Annotated in this window: 19 protein-coding genes; 8 read left to right on the forward strand and 11 right to left on the reverse strand. The window is 65.9% G+C overall.

The window, feature by feature from the left end:
• Positions 1-25: 25 nt before the first annotated feature.
• On the forward strand, positions 26-967 hold the full coding sequence (locus AC1D2H_RS22740) for a PA14 domain-containing protein (protein WP_478012563.1): 942 nt from the start codon (positions 26-28) through the stop codon (positions 965-967).
• Between the two features lie 308 nt (positions 968-1,275).
• On the opposite strand, the gene AC1D2H_RS22745 is transcribed toward AC1D2H_RS22740, so the two are convergent.
• The 5 genes from AC1D2H_RS22745 to AC1D2H_RS22765 all read right to left on the reverse strand — a co-directional run bounded on the left by AC1D2H_RS22745 (position 1,276) and on the right by AC1D2H_RS22765 (position 11,437).
• Positions 1,276-3,447 (reverse strand): 3-keto-alpha-glucoside-1,2-lyase-like domain-containing protein, encoded by a 2,172-nt coding sequence (locus AC1D2H_RS22745; RefSeq protein ID WP_478012564.1) that lies wholly within the window; start codon positions 3,445-3,447, stop codon positions 1,276-1,278.
• A 126-nt stretch (positions 3,448-3,573) separates the two neighbouring features.
• Complete coding sequence (locus AC1D2H_RS22750) at positions 3,574-4,950, reverse strand: glycoside hydrolase family 43 protein (RefSeq protein ID WP_478012565.1); 1,377 nt, start codon at positions 4,948-4,950, stop codon at positions 3,574-3,576.
• A gap of 133 nt (positions 4,951-5,083) precedes the next feature.
• Positions 5,084-6,553, reverse strand: a complete 1,470-nt coding sequence (locus tag AC1D2H_RS22755; RefSeq protein ID WP_478012566.1) for a tryptophan halogenase family protein — start codon at positions 6,551-6,553, stop codon at positions 5,084-5,086.
• 155 nt (positions 6,554-6,708) lie between these two features.
• Positions 6,709-9,792 carry a TonB-dependent receptor gene (locus AC1D2H_RS22760; protein WP_478012567.1) on the reverse strand — a complete coding sequence of 1,028 codons (3,084 nt, stop codon included), beginning with the start codon at positions 9,790-9,792 and terminating at the stop codon, positions 6,709-6,711.
• A gap of 43 nt (positions 9,793-9,835) precedes the next feature.
• The gene (locus tag AC1D2H_RS22765) at positions 9,836-11,437 is read right to left on the reverse strand and encodes a hypothetical protein (protein ID WP_478012568.1); all 1,602 of its coding nucleotides are present in this window, start codon (positions 11,435-11,437) and stop codon (positions 9,836-9,838) included.
• Between the two features lie 325 nt (positions 11,438-11,762).
• Between AC1D2H_RS22765 and AC1D2H_RS22770 the strand changes: the two genes are divergently transcribed.
• The 6 genes from AC1D2H_RS22770 to AC1D2H_RS22795 all read left to right on the forward strand — a co-directional run bounded on the left by AC1D2H_RS22770 (position 11,763) and on the right by AC1D2H_RS22795 (position 18,448).
• Complete coding sequence (locus AC1D2H_RS22770) at positions 11,763-13,301, forward strand: tryptophan halogenase family protein (protein WP_478012569.1); 1,539 nt, start codon at positions 11,763-11,765, stop codon at positions 13,299-13,301.
• A gap of 140 nt (positions 13,302-13,441) precedes the next feature.
• A complete protein-coding gene (locus tag AC1D2H_RS22775) occupies positions 13,442-14,116 on the forward strand; it encodes a hypothetical protein (protein ID WP_477935727.1) in 675 nt (224 codons plus the stop codon).
• 29 nt (positions 14,117-14,145) lie between these two features.
• Complete coding sequence (locus tag AC1D2H_RS22780) at positions 14,146-14,829, forward strand: hypothetical protein (protein WP_477935725.1); 684 nt, start codon at positions 14,146-14,148, stop codon at positions 14,827-14,829.
• Positions 14,813-15,835: a sensor histidine kinase gene (locus AC1D2H_RS22785; protein ID WP_478012570.1), complete on the forward strand. Its 1,023-nt coding sequence runs from the start codon at positions 14,813-14,815 to the stop codon at positions 15,833-15,835. The genes AC1D2H_RS22780 and AC1D2H_RS22785 overlap by 17 nt, the downstream gene beginning before the upstream one ends.
• Positions 15,832-16,599, forward strand: coding sequence for a LytR/AlgR family response regulator transcription factor (locus tag AC1D2H_RS22790; RefSeq protein WP_478012571.1), 768 nt, complete (start codon positions 15,832-15,834; stop codon positions 16,597-16,599). Before AC1D2H_RS22785 ends, AC1D2H_RS22790 begins: the two co-directional genes overlap by 4 nt.
• 43 nt (positions 16,600-16,642) lie before the next feature.
• Entirely contained in the window at positions 16,643-18,448 is a 1,806-nt protein-coding gene (locus tag AC1D2H_RS22795; protein WP_478012572.1) for a hypothetical protein, read from the forward strand.
• Positions 18,449-18,677: 229 nt separating this feature from the next.
• Here the strand turns inward: AC1D2H_RS22795 and AC1D2H_RS22800 are convergent, their stop codons facing one another.
• From AC1D2H_RS22800 to AC1D2H_RS22825, 6 genes are read right to left on the reverse strand one after another with little or no spacing between them, the layout of a single operon-like run.
• On the reverse strand, positions 18,678-19,415 hold the full coding sequence (locus AC1D2H_RS22800; RefSeq protein ID WP_478012589.1) for an ABC transporter ATP-binding protein: 738 nt from the start codon (positions 19,413-19,415) through the stop codon (positions 18,678-18,680).
• Between the two features lie 5 nt (positions 19,416-19,420).
• Positions 19,421-20,269: an ABC transporter ATP-binding protein gene (locus AC1D2H_RS22805; protein ID WP_477903963.1), complete on the reverse strand. Its 849-nt coding sequence runs from the start codon at positions 20,267-20,269 to the stop codon at positions 19,421-19,423.
• Positions 20,266-21,147 carry an ABC transporter permease gene (locus tag AC1D2H_RS22810; protein ID WP_478012573.1) on the reverse strand — a complete coding sequence of 294 codons (882 nt, stop codon included), beginning with the start codon at positions 21,145-21,147 and terminating at the stop codon, positions 20,266-20,268. The genes AC1D2H_RS22805 and AC1D2H_RS22810 overlap by 4 nt, the downstream gene beginning before the upstream one ends.
• Positions 21,144-22,151 (reverse strand): ABC transporter permease, encoded by a 1,008-nt coding sequence (locus AC1D2H_RS22815; protein WP_478012574.1) that lies wholly within the window; start codon positions 22,149-22,151, stop codon positions 21,144-21,146. Before AC1D2H_RS22815 ends, AC1D2H_RS22810 begins: the two co-directional genes overlap by 4 nt.
• On the reverse strand, positions 22,148-23,770 hold the full coding sequence (locus tag AC1D2H_RS22820) for an ABC transporter substrate-binding protein (protein WP_478012575.1): 1,623 nt from the start codon (positions 23,768-23,770) through the stop codon (positions 22,148-22,150). The genes AC1D2H_RS22815 and AC1D2H_RS22820 overlap by 4 nt, the downstream gene beginning before the upstream one ends.
• Before the next feature lie 8 nt (positions 23,771-23,778).
• On the reverse strand, positions 23,779-24,936 hold the full coding sequence (locus AC1D2H_RS22825; RefSeq protein ID WP_478012576.1) for a mandelate racemase family protein: 1,158 nt from the start codon (positions 24,934-24,936) through the stop codon (positions 23,779-23,781).
• 175 nt (positions 24,937-25,111) lie between these two features.
• Between AC1D2H_RS22825 and AC1D2H_RS22830 the strand changes: the two genes are divergently transcribed.
• The gene (locus tag AC1D2H_RS22830; RefSeq protein ID WP_477935705.1) at positions 25,112-25,867 is read left to right on the forward strand and encodes a FadR/GntR family transcriptional regulator; all 756 of its coding nucleotides are present in this window, start codon (positions 25,112-25,114) and stop codon (positions 25,865-25,867) included.
• Positions 25,868-25,881: the final 14 nt, after the last annotated feature.

Here is a 25,881-nt window from a genome sequence, read left to right on the forward strand (position 1 = left end):
ACAGCCGAACGTCACAAAACAACTTATGACCTCGCCCTCTCACGATCCCGCTCCGCCGACCGCCGAACCTGCACAGCCGCCGCGATGGGGCCGCCGGTTCAACGGCTACGCGCTGACCATTGCGGTGATCTTCCATCTGCTGCTGCTGATAGCGGTGCTGTCGTGGCGCTCGCGGGTGCCGCCGCCAAAAAAACCGCCCATCACGGGTATGAAAATCATCCAGCCCAAGACAGCATCGAAGCCTCCCGAGCCCCCGCCGCTGCAGCCCAAGATGCCCGATCTGGCGCCCCCGGTCATACCCGAGCTCCCAGTGATCGAGGTGCGCAAGGTCGACCTGGTGCCCCCCCCGCCCCCGCCTCTGCCTCCCCCTCCGCCCCCGCCGCCTGTGCCGGTGCCGCCGCCTCCAGCGCCGCTTGCGGCGGCCGCTCCTGCGGCCAGCAGCGCGGCGCCGGCCAAACTGTTTGACGAATGTGGAGACGCGCCGGACCGGCCGATGGTGGCCGAGGTCTACCGCCTGCGCGAAGGCACCACGTCCGTGAACGAAATGCGCCGGCGCAAACCCATCAAGACCGTTTGCCTGGCCCAGCTCGACATCACGCCGCGTGACTTCCGCGACGGCTTCCCGGGCCTGGACATCAACGAATGGTTCGGGCTGGACATCCGCTTCACCGTCAACATCCCGCAGGACATCACCATGGATCTCATGCTGCTGTCTGACGACGGGGCCATCCTTACCGTGGATGGCGTGGAGGTGATCAACAACGACGGCATCCATGCGGCGAGCCCGCTGATGGACACGCTGAAGCTGGCCAAAGGCCTGCGCCACTTCCGTGTGCGCTACTTTCAGGGGCCCGGCTTTGGTCTCGCGCTGATGCTGGGTTGGAAGAAGCCGGACGGCAAGGACTACCAGTACATCCCGCGCCGGCTGCTCGGCCGCCCGCCGACCGCTGCTTCGGCCCCACAGTAGGCCGAACGACATCGGATTCGATCCCAGGGGGAGCACAAGATGGATAAGACACCGACGGACCACACGACCCGCCGCACGCGGTATGCCGTGTGCGTTCGGCGGTCTGTTCCACCCCTGCCCCCGAAGGCGCCATAGCGGCTCAGAGGGCGCGCTGGCACCACGCCGGCCCAACGCCCCGCCTCAAGAACGCCGGGCTTGCGATCCAGTAGAGCGCTGCCCGCGCAGTTCAAAAGGCACGGAGAAGATGATCGACGCGGTGGCGCGGATGACGGCGACCTTCGGTCAGACCGATGATTGATCCCAGAATTTCACCGCGCGGAGCTTGGATAAACCGACCGCTGTCCAGCGATGGCGGTCGCTGGCTTCGGCAACGTGCCATCCAGTCTGTTGATCAGCACATTGTCGAAGTACGGCGTGCTGACCCGGTTCTGCGATGCGCCTGCCATCAGACCCGCCATTCCCTTCCCGTACAGCGTGTCGATCGCACTCACTACCGCTTTGCCATCGATGACGGCGGTGATGGTGGGACCATTGAAACGCAGCGCCAATTTGTGCCAGCGATTTGGCGAGATGCCCGCTAACCGAGCCGTCGCGAGCACTTTTTCGCCACCAGCACTGCTGTCGTTTTGCGCCTTGATCAAGGCCTGCTGCTCGGCGTCGCCTTCCAGCTTCTTCGGGTCAACCTTGCCGCGAATGACGACCAACCGCAACTGCCCGCTGTCGTCCAGTTGCGCGAAGTAGCCCTTCGGCGTGACACCGAAACCCGTGCCAACGTGGTTCACACGCCCCATCACGGCGGCCGCGTCGCCAGGCTGCAGGTACACGTCGGCGCTGACTTCGTAGTCCTGCCAGGCGTCGTCGCCAACGATGGTGTATGGCTGCCAATCAGGACCCCACGAAATCGTTGGCACTGGCGTCATCTGACGCAGGCAACGTCCTTTCCCGCCCGGGCAAGCGGTCAACTCGAAGGCACCGCTGATGTCGGAGAAGTAGCGCGGCAAATATCCCCATTGCTTCGGGTCGGCGTATTGTTCGAAGGTCTCGTAATAGGGGAAGGGGAAAGCCTTGACCTCCGGGATCTTGTCGAAACCACCTTTGCGCTGCCCGCGAGTGGTCGTCAGCGAATAGACCGTATGCGGATCGAGGGTGAGCGTCACGACACCCTTGACCGGTTCGAGATCATCCTGGCGTACGAAATGCTCCTGCTCATTGCTGCGCCAGACGGCCAGCTTGTTCGACGACAGGCCGCCGCCAATTTCGAAACGGACCTGCTGCGGGGCTTTGGCAGCTTTGGTTTCCAGGATGACGCTGTAGTCGCCAGTTGGCGATTTCAGGGTGACATAAGTGCCGCCCGCCGTCAGGTCGCCACTAGCACCATTGAGGTAGCTCCAACCGATTTCGCTGAACTGACCGTAATGGGCGTAACCCCAAAGCACGGGGTTTAGCTGGTAATGCGCACTCCAAGGCCAGTTGGCCCGGATGGCCGCTTCTTTCTCTCCGGAATATGGGGTCATGGTGTACAAGCCGGCAATGCCATACCAGTTGACGACCTTGGTGGCGCCGCTGCGGACAAAATTCTCGTTGAAACCCTGCACCATCGATATCAGGCCGTCGTAGCCAGCCTTGTATACGTGCTGCTCGGTATTCCAGATCGGCTTGTTGAGGCTTCCAGCCAATTCGCGCACCGATGCGGGCGTGAATGATTCGGGCGGATTGATATGGGCGCCGATGATGTCGATCGAGTCGCGCAAGTCCTTGTCCGTCAGCATGTCCTTCACAAAATTGAATTTCCAATCGTCCGGCCAGTTGTCGAAGGCATGAATCTTGGTCGACTTGAAACCGTTCGCGGTCAGCGTTGTGCGCAGCGCCTTGCTGAAGTCATAGCTCACGCCCTTTTCATTGCGAATGCCGATCGCGTCCAACTCCAGCCCATACACCTGACGCAGGCCCTGAAGCCACTTCACATAGTAGTTGGCCGTGTCTTGTGAAAAGAAATCGAGGTCGCCCTTTTCGTCGCTGCCGGCATTTTTTGCAAACAGCGTACCCTGACCGCCCAGCCATCCGGGCGCGCTCCAGGCAGTGGCATCCAGCGAGAGTTTCGGGTTGCGTTTCTTGGCCTCCTGCATCACCCACCACATATAACCGCGCGAATAGTTCAAGTCATCGCGCTTGTGCATGTGACTGAGCATGGAGCCCTGCGTAGAGTTGCCGTCGCCGGGAATTTCGACATACAGCGCGCTGACGGAAGCACCGAACCTGGGCTTGTACATCAAATCAAGAATCTGGCTGCGCTGGGGTTCCGGATAATCCTTCAACAAGACGGAGGTGGCCCCGCCCCCATCGACGATGCCAATGCCGTCAAAACGCTTCCCGCCCGCGTCGCCTTGCAGCGTAATGCGCTGCTCCGACGCTGATGCGAGCACACTGTTTGATCCGACAATCAATAGCAGACATATAACCGGCAAGGAAAGGTCGCGCATACTAAAACTTCACGAAATCGTTGGATTGGGCTGCAAACCTAAGCGCCCACCGGTCACAGCTGTAATCGCTTCGCGCCGGGATAGTCGGTTACAAAGGAGATCAGGGGCGGCTGAGGGTCACAGGCTTCACTTGCGATCGAAGCGCCAGTGATCGAACTCAAACATCGTCGGCTCGCCTTGACCCCTGAAGATGAGGTAGAGGTCGTGCAGGCCCGTGGCGCCCGAGACCGGCACGCTTTGCTGTTGCCACTGATCGCGGCCGCCGGTGCGGGCCACCGCCAGGGTGCCGAGATGCGGTCCATCGACGCTGTCGAGCCGCAATTCAATCTTGCCGCCTTCCGTCTCACTGGCCAGATTGGCGACGAAACGGGCCGCGCCCTTGCTGCCAAAGTCGACGCCGTTGACCTTGATATAGCTGAGATCGGTGATGCGCGTGACGACCATGCCGACCTTGTCATTGCGCGCCGTCTTGATGCCAGGTGCCCAGTCGAACTGGCGATCCCGATCCCGCTTCAGGCGCGACGTCCAGGCCATGGTCTCGGCTTCCACGCGTTCATAGGGCGACAAGGGTTTGAGAGGGGCGACGCCGACGTTGTCCCACCACGGGAGCATGTTGATGGTGCCGTCCGCGTTGTAGTCGAACCGGGTCACGGTGACGGAGCGGCGTTCGCGATGGATGGGCGTGTCGGCAAAGTTCAGCCGGTAGTTGAACCCGAACAGGTAGGACCCACCCATGTAGTCGACGATGCCCGGGTGGTTGCCGGTCGAGTTGGTGTTGTGGTCCATGATGTCGCCCTTGTAGACCCAAGGGCCGATGGGCTTGTCGCTCATGGCGTAGCCGATGCCTTCGGGGCAGCAACTTGACGCGTAGGCCATGTAGTACTTGTCCTGGCGTTTGTAGAACCAGGGGCCTTCCTGGTAGTTGCGCGGTTTGCCCTCGGCCTGCTGGATCTCGCCGCTGTAGGAGATCATGTCCGGGTTCAGCTTCACGTAGTACAGGTTCGGGTTGCCCCAGTACATATAGGCCTGCCCGTCGTCGTCGACGAAGACCGTGGGATCGAAATAGCCGATGCCTTTGTCGATCAGCGGCTTGCCCAGCGCATCCTTGAACGGCCCCTCAGGCTTGTCGGCCACCGCGACGGCAATCACGCTCTTTGGCCAGCCCGGTACGCTCACCGACGCATAGAGGTAGAACTTGCCATCGCGCTCGACCACCTGGGAAGCCCAGGCGTCGTTGTCCTGCACCGCCCAGGGAAAGGTCGCCAGCGACGCCACGACGCCCTTGTCGGTCCAATTCGACATGTCAGTCGACGTGTACAGCCGCCAGTTGCGCATCTTGAAGTCGCGGGCTTCGTCCTCGTCCTGCCCGGTGTAGAGGTAGACAACCCCCTTGTGCACCAACGGCGCCGGATCGGCGGTGAAGCTGGTCTGGACAACGGGGTTCTCGGCCTGGCTCGGCTGCGACCAGACGCAGGCCTGGACAAGCGCCAGGAGCGCAAGCACGCGCGCAATCATGGGAAGCCTCGATTCGGAACGATGCGAGTGGCGAAACGGCCATCCGCTGGAAAAACTACGGGCGATTTCGACCCCTGCCACATGGCGCTTCCCCTTTCAGGTTGATCAGTTCGGGCTGACATCAGCCCAGCATCTCGAGCAGCTTGCGATGGTGCTGCGGCATGCGCGCCACCGAGGCTTCGATGGCTTTGCGACGCTGATTCAGCGCCGCCAACGCCCGCTCCGGCGGGATCTCCGCGAAGACCGGATCGTTGCGCTCCGGCCAGTGCTCCATGCCGGCGTGGATGGCCAGCCAGCTGGTGGCGTCGAAGCCCTCTTCGTCGTACTCATGCAGCACGCCGTAGCGACGCCACAGCTCCATCCGGAAGGCCAGGGTCTCGGGCAGCTCCATCGTCGCCACATGACGCCACAGCTCACTGTCGCGGCGGCGGGTCAGGCAGTAGTGCAGGATGATGAAGTCGCGGATGCGCGCGAAGCGACGTGCCGCACCGTCGTTGAACAAAGCCCGGTCGCTCTCGTCCACCGGCCAGCCGGCCGTCAGCAGGGTCATGAGGCGGCTGACGCCGTCCTGGATCAGGTAGATGCTGGTGGACTCCAGCGGCTCCAGGAAGCCGGAGGACAGGCCGATGGCGACGACGTTGTGCACCCAGAAGCGCTCGCGGTGGCCGGTCGTGAAGCGCAGCAGCCGCGGCTCGCCAAGCGGCTTGCCGTCGAGCCGCGCCAGCAGTTGTTCGCGCGCACGGTCGGTGTCGATGAAGCGGCTCGCGAACACGTGGCCATGACCAGTGCGGTTCTGCAGCGGGATACGCCACGCCCAACCCCCTTCCAGCGCCGTGGCCTGGGTGTACGGGGCCAGTTCCTCGCCGACCCGTTCGGTGGGGCAGGCCCATGCGCCGTCGACGGGCAGCCAGTGGCTGAAGTCGACGAAGGGCTCCTCCAGCGCCTGGCCCAACAGCAGGGAACGAAAGCCCGAGCAGTCGACGAACAGGTCGCCCTCGATGCTCCGGCCGTCCTCCAGTTGCAATGCGGCCACGCCGCCGTCGGCGCGGCGTGACACGTCGGTGATGCGTCCCAGCGTGTGGCGGGCACCGCGCTGCACGGCCAGATTGCGCAGGAAGGCGGCGTACTGGACGGCGTCGAAGTGGTAGGCGTACTTGAACTGCGCCTGCTCGCTAGGCAGCACGAAACGGCCCTTCATCGCCATCACCGTGGGCACGCACTGCACGCCCAGCGGCTCGGCCAGACCCATGCGCCGGTGCTGCGCCCACAGCGTCTGCGAACCGAACAGGTTGCCGAAATGGCCGAAGGTGTGGAAGTAGTCCTTGCCAACGTCCAGCCAGTCGCAGAAGCGGATGCCCAGCTTGTAGGTGCCGTTGGTGGCGCGCAGGAAATCGCGCTCGTCAATGCCGATCAGCTGGTTGTAGTTGCGGATGGACGGGAAGGTGGCTTCACCGACGCCGATGATGCCGATGTCCTCGGACTCGACCACCTCGACGGTGGCGCGGCCTTTCAGCCCGGTGACCAGCGCCGTGGCCACCATCCAGCCGGCGCTGCCACCGCCCACGACGACGATGCGATCAACCTTCTGCATAGAGACTCTGCCAAGTTCTTGGGCGCATTGAACGAGCTGCGCCGAGTTCAACCATTTCCGTCTCTGGCCACGCACGGCGTCGATCCACACAAGTGGGCATGCCGCCCGGACAGCCCGTCCGGGCGGCATGCAGGTGACGCCGCGTCAGGGGCGCGTCAGAACTCGTAGCGTGCGCTCAGCGAGTAGCTGCGGCCAGGGTAGAACCACGCGCGTCCCATCGTGCCGATGTGCTGCTGCTGCGTCTGGCGGACGATGACGTTGTTGAGGTTGGTCACGTTGAGCGACATGCTGAGCGTGTCGCTGAACCTGTAGTTCATGCCTGCGTCCCACTGGCCGAATGCCTCCTGCCAGGTCGGCAGGCCCCAGCCCACGTCCTGGGCACCCGGGCGCGCCGGGTCGGCGCTCGTCGCGTCCTCGCCACGCGTGCCATTGGCGTCCGCCGACTGCAGGATGCGGCTGTGCCAGTTGTAGGCCAGCCGCGCCGACAGCGGACCACGGTCGTACATCAGGACGAAGTTGTACGCGTTCTTGGCCATGTAGGGCAGCGGCAGAGCACTGAACGGCAGGCCGTTGGTGTCGCAGCCGAACAGGTGCAGCGTGCCATTCGTCGTCGCCCTGCCCGCATCGCAATAGGGGTTGTAGATCTGCTTGTACAGGCTTTGCTTGGCGTCGATGTAGGTGTAGTTGGCCGACACGCCGATGCCCTTGGCCCATTCCGGCAGCACGCCTTCCAGGAACGGGAGCTTGTCCAGGTAGGTCATGCCCGCAACCTCGAGGCCGCTGACCTTCGCCTTCCCCACGTTGTCAGGACCCGTGATGGGGAAAATCTGCGGATTGCCAGCTTCACTGTTGTAGGTACGGGAGTAGGCGGAGTTCATGATGACGTTCTTGACGTCTTTATGGAACGCCGTGGCCGTGATGGACTGGCCGTCACGCGGGTACCACTCCAGCGCCAGGTCATAGCTGTTGGCCGTGATGGGCTTGAGCTTGACGTTGCCGGTGTTCTCTCCACGGTAGGTGACCGTCTGTTTGTCGAAGTTGTAGTCCTGCCACAGCTTGATGTACTCGCCCAGCTGGTTGAAGCCAGGCCGGTTCATGCTCTGGGCCATCGCCAGGCGGGCCTGCAACCTGTCGGTGAAATTCATCTTCAGGTTGAGCGACGGCAGCACCTTGACGAATTGGTTCTGCACGTCAAGAGGTTCGGTGAGGTCGAAGCGCGGCAGATGGGGCGGCGTGTCCTGGCTGTATTTCGTCTCGAAAACCGAGTAGCCGTGCGAGACGTCGCGGGTCAGCACGACGCGCACGCCCGCATTGCCTTCGATGGGGAACTTCAGGTCGTCGAAACCGAAGCGCAGCGTGGCGTAGACCGCGTCGGTCTGTTCGCTGTGCGTGCTAGTTTTGGACGGGTCGTTGTCGTAAACCAGCTGCTGGAAGTAGTTCTTGAAATCCGCCTCATTGCACGTCACGGATGGGTACAACTTCTTGCCGTCCAGGCATTGCTGGTAGCGGTAGTCGGTAAGCAGCGTCTTGTACGTGTTCGGATAGTCGCGCACGGCGCCGATCGTCGGCATGACGATATTGGGCAGGGCGCCCGCCTTGCCGCCATAGAAGTTGCCGAAGTTGAACGTTTCGACCGGCACGCCTTGGTAGCGTGGGTCCTTCAGGTAGGCGAAGCTTCCGCGCGACTGCCATGAGCCATCGTCTGGGGGCATCTGGCCGGGCGTCACGTTAGGCTTGACGGCCCAGGGCTCGGCAATGGACGTCCAGGTCTGGCCCGACGCGTCGTAGTGGCGCGCGACACGGTAGGTGGCTCTCACGCCGACACGGATGTCACGCAGGATGGGGTCGTCAAAACGGTAACGTGCGTCTGCCTTCCAGGCGTAGAGGTCGGCATCTGCCTTGCTCATGCCCGGCATGACCAGATTCCAGTAGTAGTTGTCCGGATTGGCCAGGTACTCCGTGCTGGTCTGGTCGAACCCGATGCGCACGGGGCTTTTTCCTGGCACGTCGATGTGCATGCTCGGCGCGAAAGTTCCCAGCTGCAGGTTGCGGCCGACCGAATCGTTCTTCGCATGAACCCACTGGACGTCGTTCTGCAGCAGCCACTTGTCGTTGACGGCCCACTTGAAGTTCCACGCCAGTTCACGTGTCTGCGACTTGCTCTGATTCCAGCCGCGCGTGATTTGCAGGCCCAGCCCGCCGAGCGGGGAGGTGTTCGCTCCGGCGCCGGTGAGATAGGTGTAGGTGCCAGAGGTCAGCACGTTGTTGGCGTCGTACTTCGCATCGCTGATCGTCGACTTGTAGGCATTCTCCACACCGGTGTAGAAGCCCTGCTCGCTGCCCGTCTCACGTGCACCCGATACGAAATAGGTCAGCGATGAGTCCATGCTGCCCTGCTTCCACTGCAGTGCGCCATAGAAGCCGGCGCGTTCGTTGTCGCCGGTGTTGTTGCGGAACGAGGCCGATTTCGGCGCCCACGCCACCTTGCCAGCGATCAGGTCTGTGCGGGGGTAGTAGGCATCGAGCTGGATGCTCTCGTTCTGGAAGCTGGAGTGGTTGTACGACAGGTCCAGCAGCACGCCGACGCGGCCGATGTCCGTATTCCATTGGGTGGTGTACAGCCCCGACATGCTGGGCGAATTCTTGCCCGAGCGCTGCGTGTAGTTGTTGCCCACCGACAGGTAGGCCTTGGTTCCCTTGTAGTCAAAGGGCAAGGCCGTGCGCAGGTTCACCGTGCCGCTGACGCCGCCTTCGATGATCTCGCTGGAGGGGTTCTTGTAGACGTCCACCCCGGCCATCAACTCGGGCGGGACATCGCCCCAGCTCAGCTCGCGGCCCGGCCAGCCGGCGGAGAACGACTCACGGCCATTCAGCAGCGACGAGCCCCAGCTCAGGCCCCGCACGCTGATGCCCGAGCCTTCGACGGAGAAGTGCTCCGGATCGCCACGCGACTTGTTGCGGTCGATGATGACGCCGACGACGCGCTGCAGCACTTCCGTGATCGACTTGTCCGGCAACTTGCCGGCCTCTTCCGCGACGACCGAGTCGACGATTTCCTCGGCGTTCTGCTTGATCTTCTGGGCCGACTGCAGTGCCGCGCGCTGGCCGGTGATGACGACGGTTTCCAGGTTGTTCGGCGGCTTTTCAGCAGTCGACTGCGCCAAAGCTGCGCTGCCCACGGTGAGCAGCATCATGTGGACCATGCCGCGATGGATGGCGGTCGTTCTGAACTTTCTCATCGACTTGTCTCTCTCAATTGTTTGAAGTGAAGCCACGGTGTGTTCACTGCACGGTGATCAGGCCATAGACGGTGATGTCGGTGCTCAGCGTGTAGCCGGCGTCCGTCGGGCTGGGCAAAGTGCCGTCAGCGTTCGGCGTCGGCCGCTTGAGATTCACCGTGCCAGGCGCAAACTGCAACGCGCGAATGCCATACGCCCGGATTTCGGCGAGCGCAGCTGCCTTCGATTCGGCCGACACACCCCAGTCGTACATCCACCCTTCGGTCTGCGGAAGATCAGGGCTGCCGCACTTGTCCGTCACCGCGAAGTCCTTGAACGGGATCACGTACTCGGAAGGCGCTGCAGATGTCGGACGCAAGTGCGCCGAGACTGTCACATAGCAGTCATCATTGCCCTTCTTCACCAAGTGATTGGTCTTGATGCGCACATACACACCACGTTCGTTGTCAGAACTTCCTACGTCGAGTGCGGGCTGGTTTATTGCCAACAACATGTACAGCGAGTCCTCGGTCTTCACATCGAAAGGAAGCCAGTCGTAACCGGAGTCGGTCTTCTTCCTTGGCGCGCCGATCTCGGCCGTGAGGAAAGACCACCAGTCCTTGGTAGAGCCGTCCCAGTTGGGGTTCGACGCCTTGCTGATGTCTACGCCGAAGGTCGCGGAAAAACCCGTCACCGTCAGGTTGCAGTTCGGCGGATTTGGCCCACCACCACACCAAGCGAGCGGGAAGCCCGCGGAGTAGTTGAGTTCACCAAACTGCGAAGTGCGCTTCGCCGCCGAATCAAAGCCGGCGGCGAACACACGCGGATCAACGATCACCTGGAAGTTCTCGGAAGCGCCTCCTGCTTTGGACAGGGTCACCGCGCAGATTCCCTTGGCGTTCAGGCGGAGCTCGGTGCTCGCCACCGTGCAAACTGCGGGGGTGGTGCTTGCATACGTCAGGGCATTGCCGCCGGCATCGACCGAAGCCAGCGCGACTGTCTGAGTCATACCCTGCAACTGGGCCACCGAAGGCGGCAGTGGACTGACTGCAATAAAGGCCGGCGTCTCGGCCATGGCCGCATATGAGGCATCGGCCGGCGCCGTCACGCCAAGCTGACAAGTGCCCGTGCTCATCACGGTCAGCGTCGTGCCGCTCACGGTACAGATCTCGGGCGTCGTCGACTTGTAAGTCGCCGGAAGACCCGCGTCAGTCTTGCCTGACAGCGTGACGCTTGCGGAAGCCGCCCGCAGAACGACGCCCAGTGGCGTCACCGGGCGTTGCGCATGCTTCAACACGTTGAACAGCTGGCTCGTATCGTCTGCAGCAGCCCATTTGGTGCCGTCCGTGCCAGCACCACCGGGCTGGCTCGCGATGACCTGGCACTCGCCTGCGGCCACCAGCGTCACTTGGTTGTCCGCGACCGTGCAGGTGGCGGGCGTGCCGCTGCGGAAGCTGACCGGCAGCCCTGAAGTCGCGGTAGCCGACAACGTGGTCGGCCCATTCAAGAGCGTGTTGCCGCCCGGATACTTGAAACTGATGGCCTGAAAGCGGCCCTCGGCAGCACCCCCGCCACCGCCACCTCCGCCGCCGCCGCAGGCGGCCAAAAAAGCGCACGCTGCTACAACGGTCAACTTCCGAGCTTGCGGAATCAACTTTTTCGTCACGTTTTGTCTCCTGTTCTGAATTGACTGAGGCAGCCGGGCGCAGACCTTCATCTGCAACGCCCCTGCGCCCTTGTGATCGGGCTCGCCTTGCTTCACTGACAGCGGCTTTTGTTCGTCCGTTGCACCAACTATTGGTCGGTGAGAAAACCGCCCCGTTACGTCTGTGATCACTGCGTTTCAGGGCTGGCGAGCGCACGGGTAACCGCGCCGTGTGTGTCAGGAATGCATTCCGATGCCGTGCGACTAGAGTACAACTGGTAAGACCAAAGAGACATAGGGCAAACTCCTGGACTGACCAGATCTGTATTTTTTTTGGAGACTGTTGGTGCGAAATCGTCCACTGCAGAGGATCGTCATCGTGGGCGGCGGCAGCGCCGGCTGGATCACCGCCGCACCGCTGGCGCGGATGCTGTGCCGGCCTGACCAACCCGACCAACCCGACCAACACTGCGAGGTGACGCTGGTGGAATCGGCGGACATCGGCACCGTGGGTGTCGGCGAAGCGACGCTGCCGACGGTCCAGTTCTACAACCAGATGCTGGGCATCGACGAGGCCGACTTCGTCCGGCGCACGCGCGCCACCTTCAAGCTCGGCATCGAGTTCCAGGACTGGGGCCGCATCGGCAATCGCTTCTTCCACGGCTTCGGCGGCTTCGGCCCGGCCATCCACAACCGGCCGCTGTGGGCCTACTGGCTGCGTCTGCAGGCAATGGGCGACAAATTGCCGTCCTACGAGGAATGGTCGACCGCGACGGTGATGGCCCGGCAGATGCGCTTCATGCCGCCGACGCCGGGCGAGCCAGCTGCTTCCAATGCCTTCAACTACGCCTTCCACTTCGATGCGTCGCTGTACGGTGCCTACCTGCGCGAGTACGCCCTCCGGCACGGCGCCAAGCGCATCGAAGGCACCATCACGCAGGTCGAGACGCGCTCCGAAGACGGTTTTGTGACGGCGCTGCGCCTGAACGACGGGCGCCGGGTGGAAGGCGATCTCTTCATCGACTGCTCCGGCTTTCGCGCCCTGCTGATCGGCGGCGCCATGAGGTCGCCCTACGAGGACTGGAGCCGCTGGCTGCCCTGTGACCGCGCCCTGGCCGTGCCGTGCGAGCGCGCTGGCCCGATGACGCCCTACACCCGCTCAACGGCCCGCACCGCCGGCTGGCAGTGGCGCATCCCGCTGCAGCACCGCACGGGCAACGGGCTGGTCTATTGCAGCGGTTACCTGGGCGACGACGAGGCGCAGCGCACGCTGCTGGACCACCTGGACGGCAAGGCCCTCGACGAGCCTCGGCAGCAGCGCTTCGTCACCGGGCGACGCAAGCAGAGCTGGGTCAAGAACGTGGTGGCCATCGGCCTGTCGTCAGGCTTCCTGGAACCGCTGGAATCCACCAGCCTGCATCTCATCATGGACGGTGTCAGCCGCCTGACGGCCATGCTGCCGGACCTGTCGTTCCAGCCGGCGCTGGCGGACGAGTTCAATCGGCAGATGGCCTATCGCTACGAGTCCGTGCGCGACTTCATCATCCTTCACTACAAGCTGGGTGAGCGGCGCGACAGCGAGTTCTGGCGCTACTGCGCCGACATGCCCATTCCCGACGATCTTGCCCACCAGATCGACCTGTTCCGCAAGACCGGCCGCGTCGCCGTGATCGAACCGGAAGGCTTTGCCGAGCCGTCGTGGGCGTCGATCCTGCTGGGCCTGGGCGTCTACCCCGAGCGGTACGACCCGTACGTCGACCTGGTGGACCCGCAGCTGATCCGCCGCCACCTCCAATCGGTGCACGGCGCGATCTCGCGCACGGCGTCATCCATGCCCACGCACGCGGACTTCCTGGACCGGCTCTGCGCGATGCCGAAGGCCTGACGCCCGAGACGCTTCCCGAAGTCGTTTGTCGCTGCCGGAACTGCCTCGTCGGCGCCGACGCTGGCTCATCGCATCGCCCGAGCGGGCTTCGCAGCACCCGCCCACACTGCGTCTGCCCCTTCAACTCCAAGGACAAACAGATGGACTATCGAGCCCTCCTTACCGTGCCACTGGCGGCGCTGGCTTTGAGCGCCAGCGGCGCCGAAACGCTGCGCCAGCCCGACGGCTGGGTATCGGGCGCCGGCTATCGGTGGCCCGACGGCATGACGCATGAAGCCGGCGTCGCCCCCGAGACCGAAGCCAGCGGCCAGCGCGCGCTGACAGTCAAGTCCATTGGCAAGGGATCCAGCAGCGACATCGGCAGCATCGGCCAGTTCGTCGTCGGTTATGCCGGGCAGCGCGTGCGCTTCACCGGCCAGGTCAAGGCCGCAGGCCTTGATGGCTGGGGCGGCCTGGTCGTGGCCACGGGCTTCAAGTTGCTCTACATGGCCCACGTCGACCCGGACTTCGACAAGACGCCGCCGCTGGGCGCGGCCGGTTGCCCGGACTGGTGCGACGTCAGCGTGGTGGCCGACATCCCCGCCGATGGCCCCGGTTCGGTCAGCGTCGGCCTGGCCCTGGCCGGCAGCGGCCAGGTCTGGGCAAGAAGCCTGCGGCTGGAGGTGGTGGGCCGGGACGTGCCGTTGAGCACACAGCGCTTTGGCGTCGAGGCAGCCATCGCCGCACGGGAGCTGCACCAGAAGGTGCAGCAGATGTTGAGGGCATTGCCGCAAGACCGGCCGCCTATGCCTCCCCAAAACCTGTCCCTGCAATAAGCCCAGCGACGTCACCCAGGACTACCGACATGAACTTCCGCATCCTCCTGCTCGCGCCACTGGCCGCCGTCGTGCTCAGCGTCAACGCCGCCAATCTCCGCATGCCCCAGGGTTGGTTTGCCCACCAGATGTCCCATCCCACTGACACCAAGACGGCTGCGGCGGCGCTGAACGGCTACGAAGTAGGCATCGATCCAGCCGCAGGCGGCGCGCCGACGCTGACGATCCGTTCGGTCTACCCGAAGACGCCGGGGCCCATCAGCGCAGCCTCGGCTCATCAAGCGGTGCTGGGCTATGCCGGCAAGCGGGTTCGCTTCAGCGGTGAGCTGAGGGCCGAAGCCGTCCGCGGCTGGGCCGGCCTCTACCTCCGCGACGGCTTCGGCGATTTGAGCGGCGACATGAATGTCTCGAGCGACGAAGTGAAGCCGCTACCCATGGGCGGCGGCGTACCGGCGGATGGCGGCTGGCATGACGTGAACGTCGTGATGGACGTGCCCGCAGACGCCACGCACCTCGGCCTGGGCCTGGGCCTGGTGGGCGAAGGCCAGGTCTGGGCGCGTGGCCTGCGCTTCGAGGTTGTCGGCCCTGAAGTGGCACCGACGACGACACCCATCGGCATCGACCTGGAGCGGGCGCGGCGCGTCTACGCGCAGGCGCTGGCAGAAACGGCAAAGTTGCCACCGGCGCCGCTGAAGAATGCCGCGCTGGACTGAGGTGCTGCGCCGCGCCCTCCTCCCTGCCCTGCTGTTCTGGGCGGCCTGGGCCCTGCTGCACTGGGCCTGGCCCCAGGCGCGCTGGCTGCCTCTGGCCGCCCAGCTCTGGCTGGCCTACAGCGCCGCGTGGTTCACGCTCAACTGGCGCTGGTGGCCCCTGGCGGTGCCGCTGGCCGCCGCCCTGGGCGCGGCGGCGGGGACGCTGCTGCTACCCGGCATCGGCCTGGCGCAATGGCGCAGCCCGCTCGCGCTATGGCAGCCTTGGCTACCGGCCTTCGCCTTCGCGCTGCTGATGCACCTGCCGACCCGCTGGTGGCGCTGGCGCGAGGAGCAGGCCCTGGCATTGCGCCTGGCGCACGCCGAGCACACGGCGGCGATGGCCGAGCTGTCGCGCCAGGTCAGCCTGACCGAACTCAAGGCGCTGCAGGCCCAGGTCGAGCCGCACTTCCTGTTCAATGCGCTGGCCAGCCTGCAGCAGCTCATCCGCAGCCAGCCGGCCACGGCCGAGCGCTTTCTCGGCGAACTGCACGATTACCTGCGCCTGGCCTTGCCCTCGCTGCGCCAACCCATGAGCACGCTGGAACGCGAGTTCGAGCTGGCAAGCGCCTACCTCACCGTGATGGCCACGCGGTTGGGCGCACGCCTGCACTTCGGCCTTCAAGCGCACCCAGACTGCAACGACCACAAGCTGCCGCCGCTGATGGTGCTGACGCTCGTTGAAAACGCGGTACGCCACGGCATCGAGCCCAAGCCGCAGGGCGGACGCATCGATCTGGAGGCGCGACGCGAGGGCGAACGCTTGGTGCTTGAAGTGCGCGACGACGGCGTCGGGCTGCAAGCGGCCGTGGCGTTGCCCGCGCAGGGCCAAGGGCTGGGCCTGGCCAATGTTCGCGATCGTTTGGCCGGGCTGTATGGCGAGGCCGCACGCCTGAGTGTTCAACAGCGCCCCGCAGGCGGCGTCTGCGCGCGCATCGAACTGGCCTGGGAAAGCTCCGAAACCCGATGAAGCACCCCACTGCCCTGCTGATCGAAGACGAAGCCCTGCCGCGCCAGCGCCTGCGCGAGGGGCTGGCCGAGCTGTGGCCGCAGTTGCAGGTGTTGGCCCAGGCCGAGGACGGTGAGCAAGGCCTGGCGCTGGTGCTGGAACTGCGGCCCGACATCGTCTTCGTCGACATCCGCCTGCCCGGGCTTGACGGCCTGCAGCTGGCGCGGCGCATCAAGGGCCTGTGTCACGTCGTCTTCGTCACCGCCTACGACGCGCATGCGGTCACCGCTTTTGACCAGGGCGCGGTGGACTATCTGCTCAAGCCGCTGGCCACCGAGCGCCTGCGCGAGACGGTGCAGCGCCTGCAGCAGCGACTGCAATTGCCACCGGCCGAACTCGCGCGCTGGTTGCAGCAGTGGACGCCGCCGTCCTTGCCAACCGCAGCGCCGGCCGTGCCCGGCGTACCGCTGCGCTGGCTGCAGGCCTCCCAGGGCGAACGCCTGCACCTTGTGATGGTGGCTGATGTGAGCCATTTCCGCAGCGACAACAAATACACCTGCGCCGTCACTGCGGAAGGCGAATACCTGCTGCGCCTGTCCTTGCGCGAGTTGCTGCTGCAACTCGACCCGGAGCAGTTCTGGCAGATCCACCGCGCCGTCGTCATCAACCTCACTCACGTCGCGCGTGTCGACCGCAGCCTCGGCGGCATGGAAGTGCGGCTCAAGGACGGGCGTACAACGCTGCCCGTGAGCCAGAGCTTCCAGCCGCGCTTCAAGCCGATGTAGCCGGTGCCGGCAGCCACCCGAATCACCATCTGGAAAGAACTTCATGCGCAACTGGTCCTGGGCGAACGCACTCGCCGCCGCCCTCTTTTTGGTGTGCGCTTCAACAAGCGCCCAGCAAGCCGCCCCGCAGACTCTGGAACGCGTGACGGTGGCCGCCCGCAAGGGTGACGTCTCCAAATGGTTCCGAGCTGAAAGCCCGCACCTCGTCGTCTATTCCGACGCCAGGGAAGAGGACGTCATCGCGTTGCTGAAGAACCTGGAAAAGCTGGATCATCTGCTGCGCATCTACACGCTGCCCATTCGTCAGATTCAGCAGGAGGGGCCGAAGCTCACGCTGTACTACAGCCAGGCCGCAGCGCTGCGTGAAGTCGACGGCAGCCTGCCAGCCAATGCAATCGGCCTGTACAGCAGTTGCCCGTCTGGCGTTCAGGGGTTCGGGGCCGATCTGGAACGAATATCCAGGACCAGTGATGCGCAGCTCGAGAAGGCCCCGCTGAACGAAAGCCTGTCCTATGCCTTCGAGGCGTACGCGCGGCACTTCCTATACCGACACACCGACATCCGCACGCCCACCACGTTCATCGAGGGCTTCGCGCAGTACTTCTCGGCGGTGCGCTTTTCAGAACAGCAAATGGTGATTGGCCGTGTGCCAAAGAGCATTGCCAGGTACCTGAAATTCATCGACGACGGTCACCAGTACAGCCTGGAGTACGACGACGTGCTGCAGCACCACATCGCCAACGCCCGCAACTACGCAGGCGACGCTGGTGTGCGCCTCGAATTCGAGTCGAAATCCTGGTTGTTGACTCATTTCATGTTCTCGTCGGAAGACAACCGAAAGCGTCTGAACCGATTCCTCATGATCGCCGGCCATGGGGATTCCGCGTCGACGGCATTCGAACGCGCCTTCGACGTGAAGACGAGCGACATCGGTAAAACGATGTGGCGATATGGTCTGCGCGGCTTTCAAGCCGTCCGGGTGGCACTCCCGTCCCTGCCTGACGCCCGGGTGAGCATCCGCAGCCTGCCCCTGGCAGCGGGTGAGTTCGTGTTGGCCAATGCCGCTTTGAAGTCGTGTCCGAGCCCGCAGGTCGGGGAGTCACTGCTGAAAAAGGTCGCCCTCCTGGCGGCCAAATTCCCGACCGACGATCTTGCCCGCCTCACCTTGAGCCGGGCACAGATCGATTGGGGGGACCCGCACGATGCGTTGATTCAGTTGAAAGCCGTCCTGCAGGCTGACGACGCCAACTTCGAGGCGCGGTACCTGCTTGGCGCGGCGAACTTCCGCCTTGCCCAGCGGAGCGAGGGCGACGCCAGGCGCTCCCATCTTCACGCTGCACTGAGTGAGCTTCAACGCGCCCGGGTCTTGTCCCCTCAATCGGCCGAAGCCGCCTTGGCTGCCTTCAGAGCTGAAGTGGCCGCAACCGATGACCCGGGCGGCGCGGCGCTTGAGGGAGTCACAACAGCTTGGCAGGCCACACGCGAAGTCGACGCGCTCGCCCGCGCCGCGGCGCTGGCCTATGCCTTTGCCGGACAGGCGGACGCGGCACATCAATTGCTGGTTTCACTGGCGCAGAGCATGCCGGACGAGCCCGTTGCCCAATGGGCGAGGCTGTGGCAAAGCCGGCTCGAAAGTGGCGTTAGCCGTGGCGCCATTCTTGCGGAGATGCGCCTCAGCCAACCGCCAGACACGCCGCGCAAGGAATGGACCATCGACAAGGAACGCGTGATGCAGCTCGTAGAGAGGAACCAAGGGGTTGAAGCTGCGGACTTCGCCATCAAGGAAGCGGGGCGCCAGGATTCACGGTCGCCAGCGAACGGAATGGCTGACCGCGTCGAGAAGAGATAGTGGAGCTGAGAAGTGGACGGTGAACCCTCCTCAACCGCAAGGGACGTGGGGATGCGGACGCGCGTGTAGTCGGGTCTGGGCCCGTCAAACACCGCGCAACTCGAACGGAGGCGAGCGCCTGAGCGACCGCGGCGCGGTGTGGAACTCGCCGGCGAACGAATTGCGAACAGTCACCGAGGATTGCACTTAGCGCCGATATCGACGTTCAGGTCCAAAACATCGAACAGGGTCAGCCCTCGGCGGCCATGACCAGGGCCCGCGTGTAGGCATGCTCGGCCCCGCCCTCGCAGAGGGTTTCGCGGCTCAGCGTCTCGACGATGCGGCCCTGCTGCATGACGCCCAGGCGATCGCACAGATGGGCGACGACGCCCAGGTCGTGGCTGACCAGCAGATAGGTCAGGCCGTGCTGCACCCGCAGGTCGGCGAGCAGGTTCAGGACTTCGGCCTGCACCGACACATCGAGGGCCGAGGTCGGCTCGTCCAGAAGCAGCAGCGGCGGCCTCAGGATGAGGGCGCGGGCAATGGCGACGCGCTGGCGCTGGCCACCCGAGATCTGGTGGGGGTAGCGGAATCGAAAGGCGAGCGGCAGGCCGACCTGCTGCAGGACCTCGTCGATGCGCTCGTCGACGCGATCCAGCCCGTGCACATGAAGCGGCTCCGCCAGGGCCGTGCGCACCGTGTGGCGCGGGTGCAGGGAACCGTAGGGATCCTGGAAGACCATCTGCGCGCGGCTGGCGTGAGCCAGGCTGCGCTCACCCCGGTAGGCCTGGCCGGCTATGGCCACCTCGCCGCGCCAGTGGTGGTATTGCCCGGCCAGGCAGCGCAGCACGGTGGTCTTGCCCGAGCCCGATTCGCCGACCAGGCCGAAGGCCTGGCCGCGTGCCACGTCGAAGCTCACGCCGTGCAGCACCACGCGCGCCTCCTTGCCCTCGCCGAAGGACAGCTGCAGGTCCCGGACCGACAACATCGCCGTCATGCCGCGCTCCAGGCCGCGTCGCGTTGCAGCACCGGCAGCACGGCGCGACGCTGCTGCAGGCTGGGCAGGGCCGCCATCAGGCCCTGCGTGTAGGGATGGGACGCATGGGCCAGGTCGGCGGCCGCCAGCGTCTCGACGACGCGGCCGGCGTACATGACCAGCACGCGGTCGCAGAAGCGCCGCACCAGGTTGAGGTCGTGGCTGATGAAGAGCAGCGCCAGGCCCTGCTCGGCCACCAGTTCGTCCAGCAGGCCCAGCACCTCCTGGCGCACCGACACGTCCAGCGCCGAGGTCGGCTCGTCGGCGATCAGCAATTGCGGGCGCTGGGCCAGCATCATCGCGATCATGATGCGCTGGCCCATGCCGCCCGAGACCTCGTGCGGGTACTGGGCCGCCACGCGCCGCGGCTCGCGGATGCGCACCCGCGCCAGCAGCGCCTCGACCTGCTCGTCGCATTCGGCGCGCGAGAGCTTGGCGCCGCGCTGCACGGCCTCGCCGATCTGCCGGCCGATGCTCATGACCGGGTTCAGCGAGTATTTCGGGTCCTGCATGATCATGGACAGGCGGCGGCCGCGCAGGGCGGCCATGTCCCGCTCGCCGGCCTGCAGCAGGTCGATGCTGTCGAACTGCAGGCGCTCGGCGCTGATGCGGGCCTGGCGCGGCAGCAGCTTCAGCAGCGCGCGGCCGACGGTGGTCTTGCCGGAGCCGGACTCGCCGACGACGGCGAGCTTCTCGCGGCCGAGGCTGAAGGACACGCCGTGCACCACCGGCACGGGCGCTGCCGGGCTGCCGTAGGCCACTTGCAGGCCCTGGACCTGGAGCAGCGGTTGTTGTTCAGTCGTCATGACGCTTGGCGCGGGTCGAGCGCGTCGTTGAGGCCGTCGCCCAGCAGGTTGAAGGCCATGCTGACGGCCAGGATGGCGGCGCCCGGGGCGGCCACGGTCCACCAGCTGTCCAGCATGTAGCGGCGTCCTTCGGAGATCATCGACCCCCATTCCGGCAACGGCGGCTGAGCACCCAGGCCGAGGAAGCCCAGGCCGGCGGCTGTCAGCACGACCGAGGCCATGTTCATCGTCAGCCGCACCAGCACCGAGGGCATGCACAGCGGCGCCAGATGCCGGCACAGCACGCGCAGATGCGAGGCGCCCTGCAGCTGCGCGGCAACGATGAAGTCGGCGTTGCGCAGCGTCATCGCTTCGGCGCGGGCCAGGCGGGCAATGGGCGGCCAGGCGGTCAGCGCGATGGCCAGCACGGCGTGGTCCAGGCCCGGGCCCAGCGCCGCGACAAAGGCTAGCGCCAGCACCAGGCTGGGGAAGGACAGGAAGACGTCGGCCACACGCATGCAGACCATGTCGACCCGCCCGCCGAAATAGCCGGAGACCACGCCGATGCCCATGCCCAGCGGGCCGACGACGACGGTGACCAGCGCGACGATGAACAGCGTGATGCGGGTGCCATGCACGAGGCGGCTGAAGACGTCGCGGCCGAACTCGTCGGTGCCGAACCAGTGCGCCGGGCTGGGCGGCAGCAGCGCGGCGGCGAGGTCCTGGCGCAGCGGGTCATGCGTGGCGATCCACGGCGCGAACAGTGCCACCAGCACCAGCAGCGCGATGACGGCGACGCCGATGGCGGTCAGCGGATTGGCCAGCAGCTTGCGTGCGCTGGCGCTGGTCTCGCGGCGCCAGGCCTGCCAGGCCCCCATGGAAACGGCGGTAGCGGTCATGAGCGGGCTCTCGGGTCAAACACGCGGTAGAGCGCGTCGGCGGTCAGGTTCAGGGCGACGAAAAGCAGGCCGATGACGAGCACCGAGCCCATCACCGCGTTCATGTCGCCCAGCAGCAGGCTGCCGGTCAGGTAGCTGCCAAAGCCCGGCCAGCCGAACACGGTCTCGACGAGGACGGCGCCCTCCAGCAGGCCGCCGTAGGCCAGCGCCAGGATGGTCAGCAGCTGCACGCGGATGTTCAGGAAGGCATGCCCCCAGACGACCTGGCGGCGGCTCAGGCCCTTGACGCGCGCCGTGGTGATGTATTCCTGGCTGAGCTGGGCGAGCATGAAGCTGCGCGTCATGCGACTGAGGTAGGCCATGGAGTGCAGGCCCAGCACGCAGGCGGGCAGCAGCAGGTGGCGCAGCGCGCTGCGCCAGGCCGCCGTGTCGCCGGCCAGCAGCGTGTCGACCAGCATCAGGCCGGTGACGCGCGGGATGGCGCCTTCAAACGACAGGCCGATGCGGCCGATGCCGCCGGCCCAGCCGAGCCAGGCGTAGAAGACCAGCAGGCCCATCATGCCGAACCAGAACACCGGCGTGGAGTGGCCGAGCAGGCCGAGCACGCGGGCGACGTGGTCGGGCCAGCGCTTGTGGTTGCTGGCCGCCCAGACGCCCAGCGGCACGCCCAGCAGCGCGCCGAGCAGGATGGCCAGCGTGGCCAGCTCGACGGTGGCGGGCAGCACGCGCGCCAGGTCCTCGGTGACGGGCCGGCCGGTCAGCAGCGCGCGCCCGAGGTCGCCCTGCGCCAGGTCGCCCAGGTAGCGGCCGAACTGCGTCCACAGCGGCCGGTCCAGGCCGAGCTGGCGGTAGACCTGCTCGTAGGTGGCGCGGTCGGCGTCGGGGCCGACGATGGCCAGCACCGGGTCCAGCGGCATCACGCGGCCGATCATGAAGGTCAGCAGCAGCAGGCCGAGCAGGGCCAGCGCCGCGCTGGTGCCGCCGCGTATCCAGCGCTTCGTCATGGCCTGCTCTCCTTGTAGACCTCACGCAGCCGCGTGGCGCCGCTGGGGTGGCCGTGATAGCCGTGCACGGCACGGCGCAGCACCTGGGTGTCGAGCATCTGGGCGATGGGCTGGATGGCCCCGACCTGCGCGTCGAAGCGCTGCTGGGCCTGGCGGTAGAGGGCGGCCTGCGCGGTGGCGTCCGGCGTCAGCAGGGCCTGTTCGATGAGGCGGTTCAGCTCGGCGTCGGCATAGCCGGTGCGCCAGCCCTGGAAGTTGCTGAGCCGTGCGCTGTCACGGTTGTCGGGGTTGTAGACCAGGGCGCGCAGGCTGGAGTGCGGATGCGCCTCGGCGCCACCGCCGCCGCGGCCGACGACGATCTCGAAGCTGCGCTCGCGCATGGAGCCGTAAACCTGGTTGCCGGTGCCCGGCAGGATGCTGGCGCGGATGCCGGCCTGGGCCAGCGTGGCCTGCAGGCTGGTGGCGATGCCGGTGAAGGGCGCCTCGGCGACGACACGGATGGTCGTCTCGAAGCCGTCGGCCAAGCCGGCCTGGGCCAGCAGGCGGCGCGCGGCCACGGGGTCGAAGGCGTAGCCGGGCTGGGGCAGCGATGCCGGCAGGCCGGGCGGCACGGGCCGCATCTGCAGCTCGCCGTAGAAGGGCAGCACGCCGCCGGCGACGCCCTGGAAGTCGATCAGGTGGCGCAGCACGGCGCGGCGCACGCGCTCGTCGGCATAGCGCGGGTGGCGGGCATTGACGGCCACGTAGTACATCGTCGAGCGGCGCACTTCCTCGACGACGAGGTCGGGCCGTTTGGCCAGCGCGCGCACATCGGGCGCCGACATGCCGCCGGCGATGTCGAGGTCGCCGCGCATCAGCATCAGGCGCAGCGTCTGCGACTCCGTCATGTGGCGGAACACGACGCGCCGCAGTTTTGCCGCGGGCTGCCAGTCGTTGGCCGAGCGGCGCATCGTCAGCAGCTCCTTGGGGCGCCACTCCTCCAGCTCGAAGGCACCGGAGCCGGCGGCGTGCGTGGTCAGCCAGGCATGGCCGAGGTCGCCGCTCTGCTCGTGGGCGAGCACGGCCTCGCGGTCGATGACATAGCCGCTCATGGACGTGGCCAGCGTCATCAGCACCAGCGTCGGGTCGGTGGGCTGAGGCAGGTCAAGCACCAGGGTCTGGGCGTCTTCGGCGCGGATGTGGGCGGCGGCGTTGGCGGCCGTGTAGCCATAGCTCTTCCAGACCGAAGCCAGGGCCAGGTTGAGCGTCAGCACGCGCTGCAGCGACCAGGCGGCGTGCACGGCCGTCAGCGGCCGGCCGCTGGCAAAGCGCAGGCCGGCGCGCAGCTTCAGCGTGATGCGCCGGCCGCCCTCGCCCACCTGCCAGGTCTCGGCCAGGCTGGGGCGCAGCCGGGTGGTGTCGGCCGCGTCGACCTCGAGCAGGCTGTCGTAGAGGTTGCAGGCCACGGTGGCCGCGTCCAGGCCGGTGGCGGCGGCGGGGTCGAGCGAGAGCAGGTTGTTCATGCTCATGCCGACCAGCAACTGGTCGTCGGGTGAATCAGCGTGCGCCGCGCCCCAGGCCCCAGCGAAGAGCGCGGGCAGATGACGGCGACGCAACAGCCAAGAGGATGCCGGGAACATGGCTGCGTTCAGTAGGTGGCGACGGTGTGCTTCGAGATGTAGTCGAAGTTGATGTCTTCGCCGAGGCCCGGGCCTTGCGGCAGCGAGACGAACCCCTCAGCATCCATGGGGTCGACGAGGGCGTTCATATAGGCCGGCACCTCTTCGTAGTCGAGGAAGGGGTGCAGCAGGCCGCGCTCGTACCAGCGGCAGTTGCGGATGGCCCCGCACACCGCCAGATTGGGCGCGCCGTTGCCGTGCACCTCGCAGTTCATGCCGAAGGACTCGGCCAGGTGGGCCACCTTCATCGTCGGGCCGATGCCGCCGCAGCCGGTGACGCCGGCACGCAGGATGTCGCTGGCGCCGGACTTGACCCATTCGGCCCGGGCGTAGTGCTTGCCCGACAGGCTCTCGGGCCCCAGGATGGGCACGTCGAGCTGACCGGCCAGCCAGGCGTAGGACGCCGTGCTCTGCTCGTTCATCATTTCCTCGAACCAGGCGAAGCCCAGTTCCTCGAGCGCACGGCCGATGCGCAGCGCGTCGGTGCGGCTGTACTCGTGATAACCGTCGAGCATCAGCTCGATGTCGGGGCCGACCGCCTCGCGCACGGCGGTGCAGGCCTTGATGTCCATGCCCGGGTTGGGCGCGAAGGAGACGGGCGGCATCCAGGTGTGCAGCTTGATGGCCTTGTAGCCGCGCGCCACCAGCTTCAGCGCGAAGTCGCCGTATTCCTCGGGTGTCGACAGCCCGCCCGCCAGTTCGTCGCCGCACATGGTGCTGCCATAGGCCGGCACCTTGTCGCGGTAGCCGCCGAGCAATTGGTAGACCGGCGTTCCGAGCGTGCGGCCGATCAGGTCCCACAACGCACTGTCCACCGCACCCAGGGCCCGGTCGGTCAACTGGCCGGCGCTGCCGCGCTGCCAGTGCTCCAGCTCGCACCACAGCTTCTCGCGGTGCATCGCGTCGCCGCCCACCAGCACGCGGCGCACGAACTGGTTCAACACGTGGGGCCGCACGACCTGCGGCGGCGCAAAGCAATGGCCCTCGACGCCATCGGTGCTGCGGATGCTCAGCAGCGCCAGATGGGCGGTGCCCAGTGGCCCCGGGTGGGAGTGGCCGGCGGCGTCCACCGAACGGCGCGTCGGGTGGGTGAACTCAACAGCCCGGACGCTTTCGATCTTGATCATTTCACCGTCTTTCTCATCAGTCGTCTGATGACTTGCAGTGTATACGAGGCAGCCGGAATTGCAGCATCCAAAGGCACAAACGAGTCATTCTCAGGGTTTCCGATAGTCATTTCTGCTTTTGCGGTCCTATACTGACATCAGTCGTCTGATGACTTGAAACAGCCAATCACACATCGTGAGCACCGCCAACTCCTCCACCGCCCGCCCCGCCAGCCTGTCGCAACGCGTCGTCGAAGCGCTGTCGGAGCGCATCACCGGGGGCGCGCTCAAGCCGGGCGACCGCATGCCGACCGAGCCGCTGCTGATGCAGGAGTTCGGCGTCAGTCGCAGCGTCGTGCGCGAGGCCCTCTCGCGTTTGCAGGCGGGCGGCCTGCTGCGTACCCAGCAGGGCATTGGCAGCTTCGTGCTGGCGCCCAAGGTCGACAGCCCGCTGTTGCAAGCCGTGGCCCCGTCCGAGCTGAAGCTGCAGCAGAAGCTCGCCATGCTGGAGCTGCGCCTGAGCCTGGAGCCCGAGGCTGCCGCGCTGGCCGCGCAGCGACGCACGCCGGAGCAACTGGCCGCGATGGAGCGCGCGCTGAAGGATTTCGACATCCAGCGCAGTACCGGCGAGGCCACGGCCGAGGCCGACTTCCGCTTCCACGAGCTGCTGGCCCAGGCTACCGGCAACGAGTACTTCGCCCATGTGCTGCGCTCGCTGGGCAGCGGCACCATCCCGCGCCAGTCGGCCGCCGCACCGCGGCGCAGCCGCGCGGCCACGCCGGCCCGCTTCGGCGAGCCCTCGCCCGAATTGCGTCAAGGCAAAGACATCACGGCCCAGGAGCACCACGCCGTGCTCGAGGCCATCCATCGCGGCGATGCCGCAGCGGCTCGCGCGGCCATGTTCATGCACCTGAACAACAGCCGTGAGCGCATGAAGAACGCCAGCCGCTGAGCCTGTGCTCCGCG

This window comes from Roseateles sp. P1_C1_2 (genome assembly GCF_056406535.1).

Coding starts and splice junctions, on each gene's coding strand:
- AC1D2H_RS22740 (WP_478012563.1), top strand. CDS start 26: ATGACCTCGCCCTCTCACGATCCCGCTCCGCCGACCGCCGAACCTGCA.
- AC1D2H_RS22810 (WP_478012573.1), bottom strand. CDS start 21,147: ATGACCGCTACCGCCGTTTCCATGGGGGCCTGGCAGGCCTGGCGCCGC.
- AC1D2H_RS22745 (WP_478012564.1), bottom strand. CDS start 3,447: ATGCGCGACCTTTCCTTGCCGGTTATATGTCTGCTATTGATTGTCGGA.
- AC1D2H_RS22785 (WP_478012570.1), top strand. CDS start 14,813: ATGCCGCGCTGGACTGAGGTGCTGCGCCGCGCCCTCCTCCCTGCCCTG.
- AC1D2H_RS22790 (WP_478012571.1), top strand. CDS start 15,832: ATGAAGCACCCCACTGCCCTGCTGATCGAAGACGAAGCCCTGCCGCGC.
- AC1D2H_RS22820 (WP_478012575.1), bottom strand. CDS start 23,770: ATGTTCCCGGCATCCTCTTGGCTGTTGCGTCGCCGTCATCTGCCCGCG.
- AC1D2H_RS22780 (WP_477935725.1), top strand. CDS start 14,146: ATGAACTTCCGCATCCTCCTGCTCGCGCCACTGGCCGCCGTCGTGCTC.
- AC1D2H_RS22760 (WP_478012567.1), bottom strand. CDS start 9,792: ATGAGAAAGTTCAGAACGACCGCCATCCATCGCGGCATGGTCCACATG.
- AC1D2H_RS22775 (WP_477935727.1), top strand. CDS start 13,442: ATGGACTATCGAGCCCTCCTTACCGTGCCACTGGCGGCGCTGGCTTTG.
- AC1D2H_RS22755 (WP_478012566.1), bottom strand. CDS start 6,553: ATGCAGAAGGTTGATCGCATCGTCGTCGTGGGCGGTGGCAGCGCCGGC.
- AC1D2H_RS22800 (WP_478012589.1), bottom strand. CDS start 19,415: ATGTTGTCGGTCCGGGACCTGCAGCTGTCCTTCGGCGAGGGCAAGGAG.
- AC1D2H_RS22795 (WP_478012572.1), top strand. CDS start 16,643: ATGCGCAACTGGTCCTGGGCGAACGCACTCGCCGCCGCCCTCTTTTTG.
- AC1D2H_RS22815 (WP_478012574.1), bottom strand. CDS start 22,151: ATGACGAAGCGCTGGATACGCGGCGGCACCAGCGCGGCGCTGGCCCTG.
- AC1D2H_RS22805 (WP_477903963.1), bottom strand. CDS start 20,269: ATGACGACTGAACAACAACCGCTGCTCCAGGTCCAGGGCCTGCAAGTG.
- AC1D2H_RS22825 (WP_478012576.1), bottom strand. CDS start 24,936: ATGATCAAGATCGAAAGCGTCCGGGCTGTTGAGTTCACCCACCCGACG.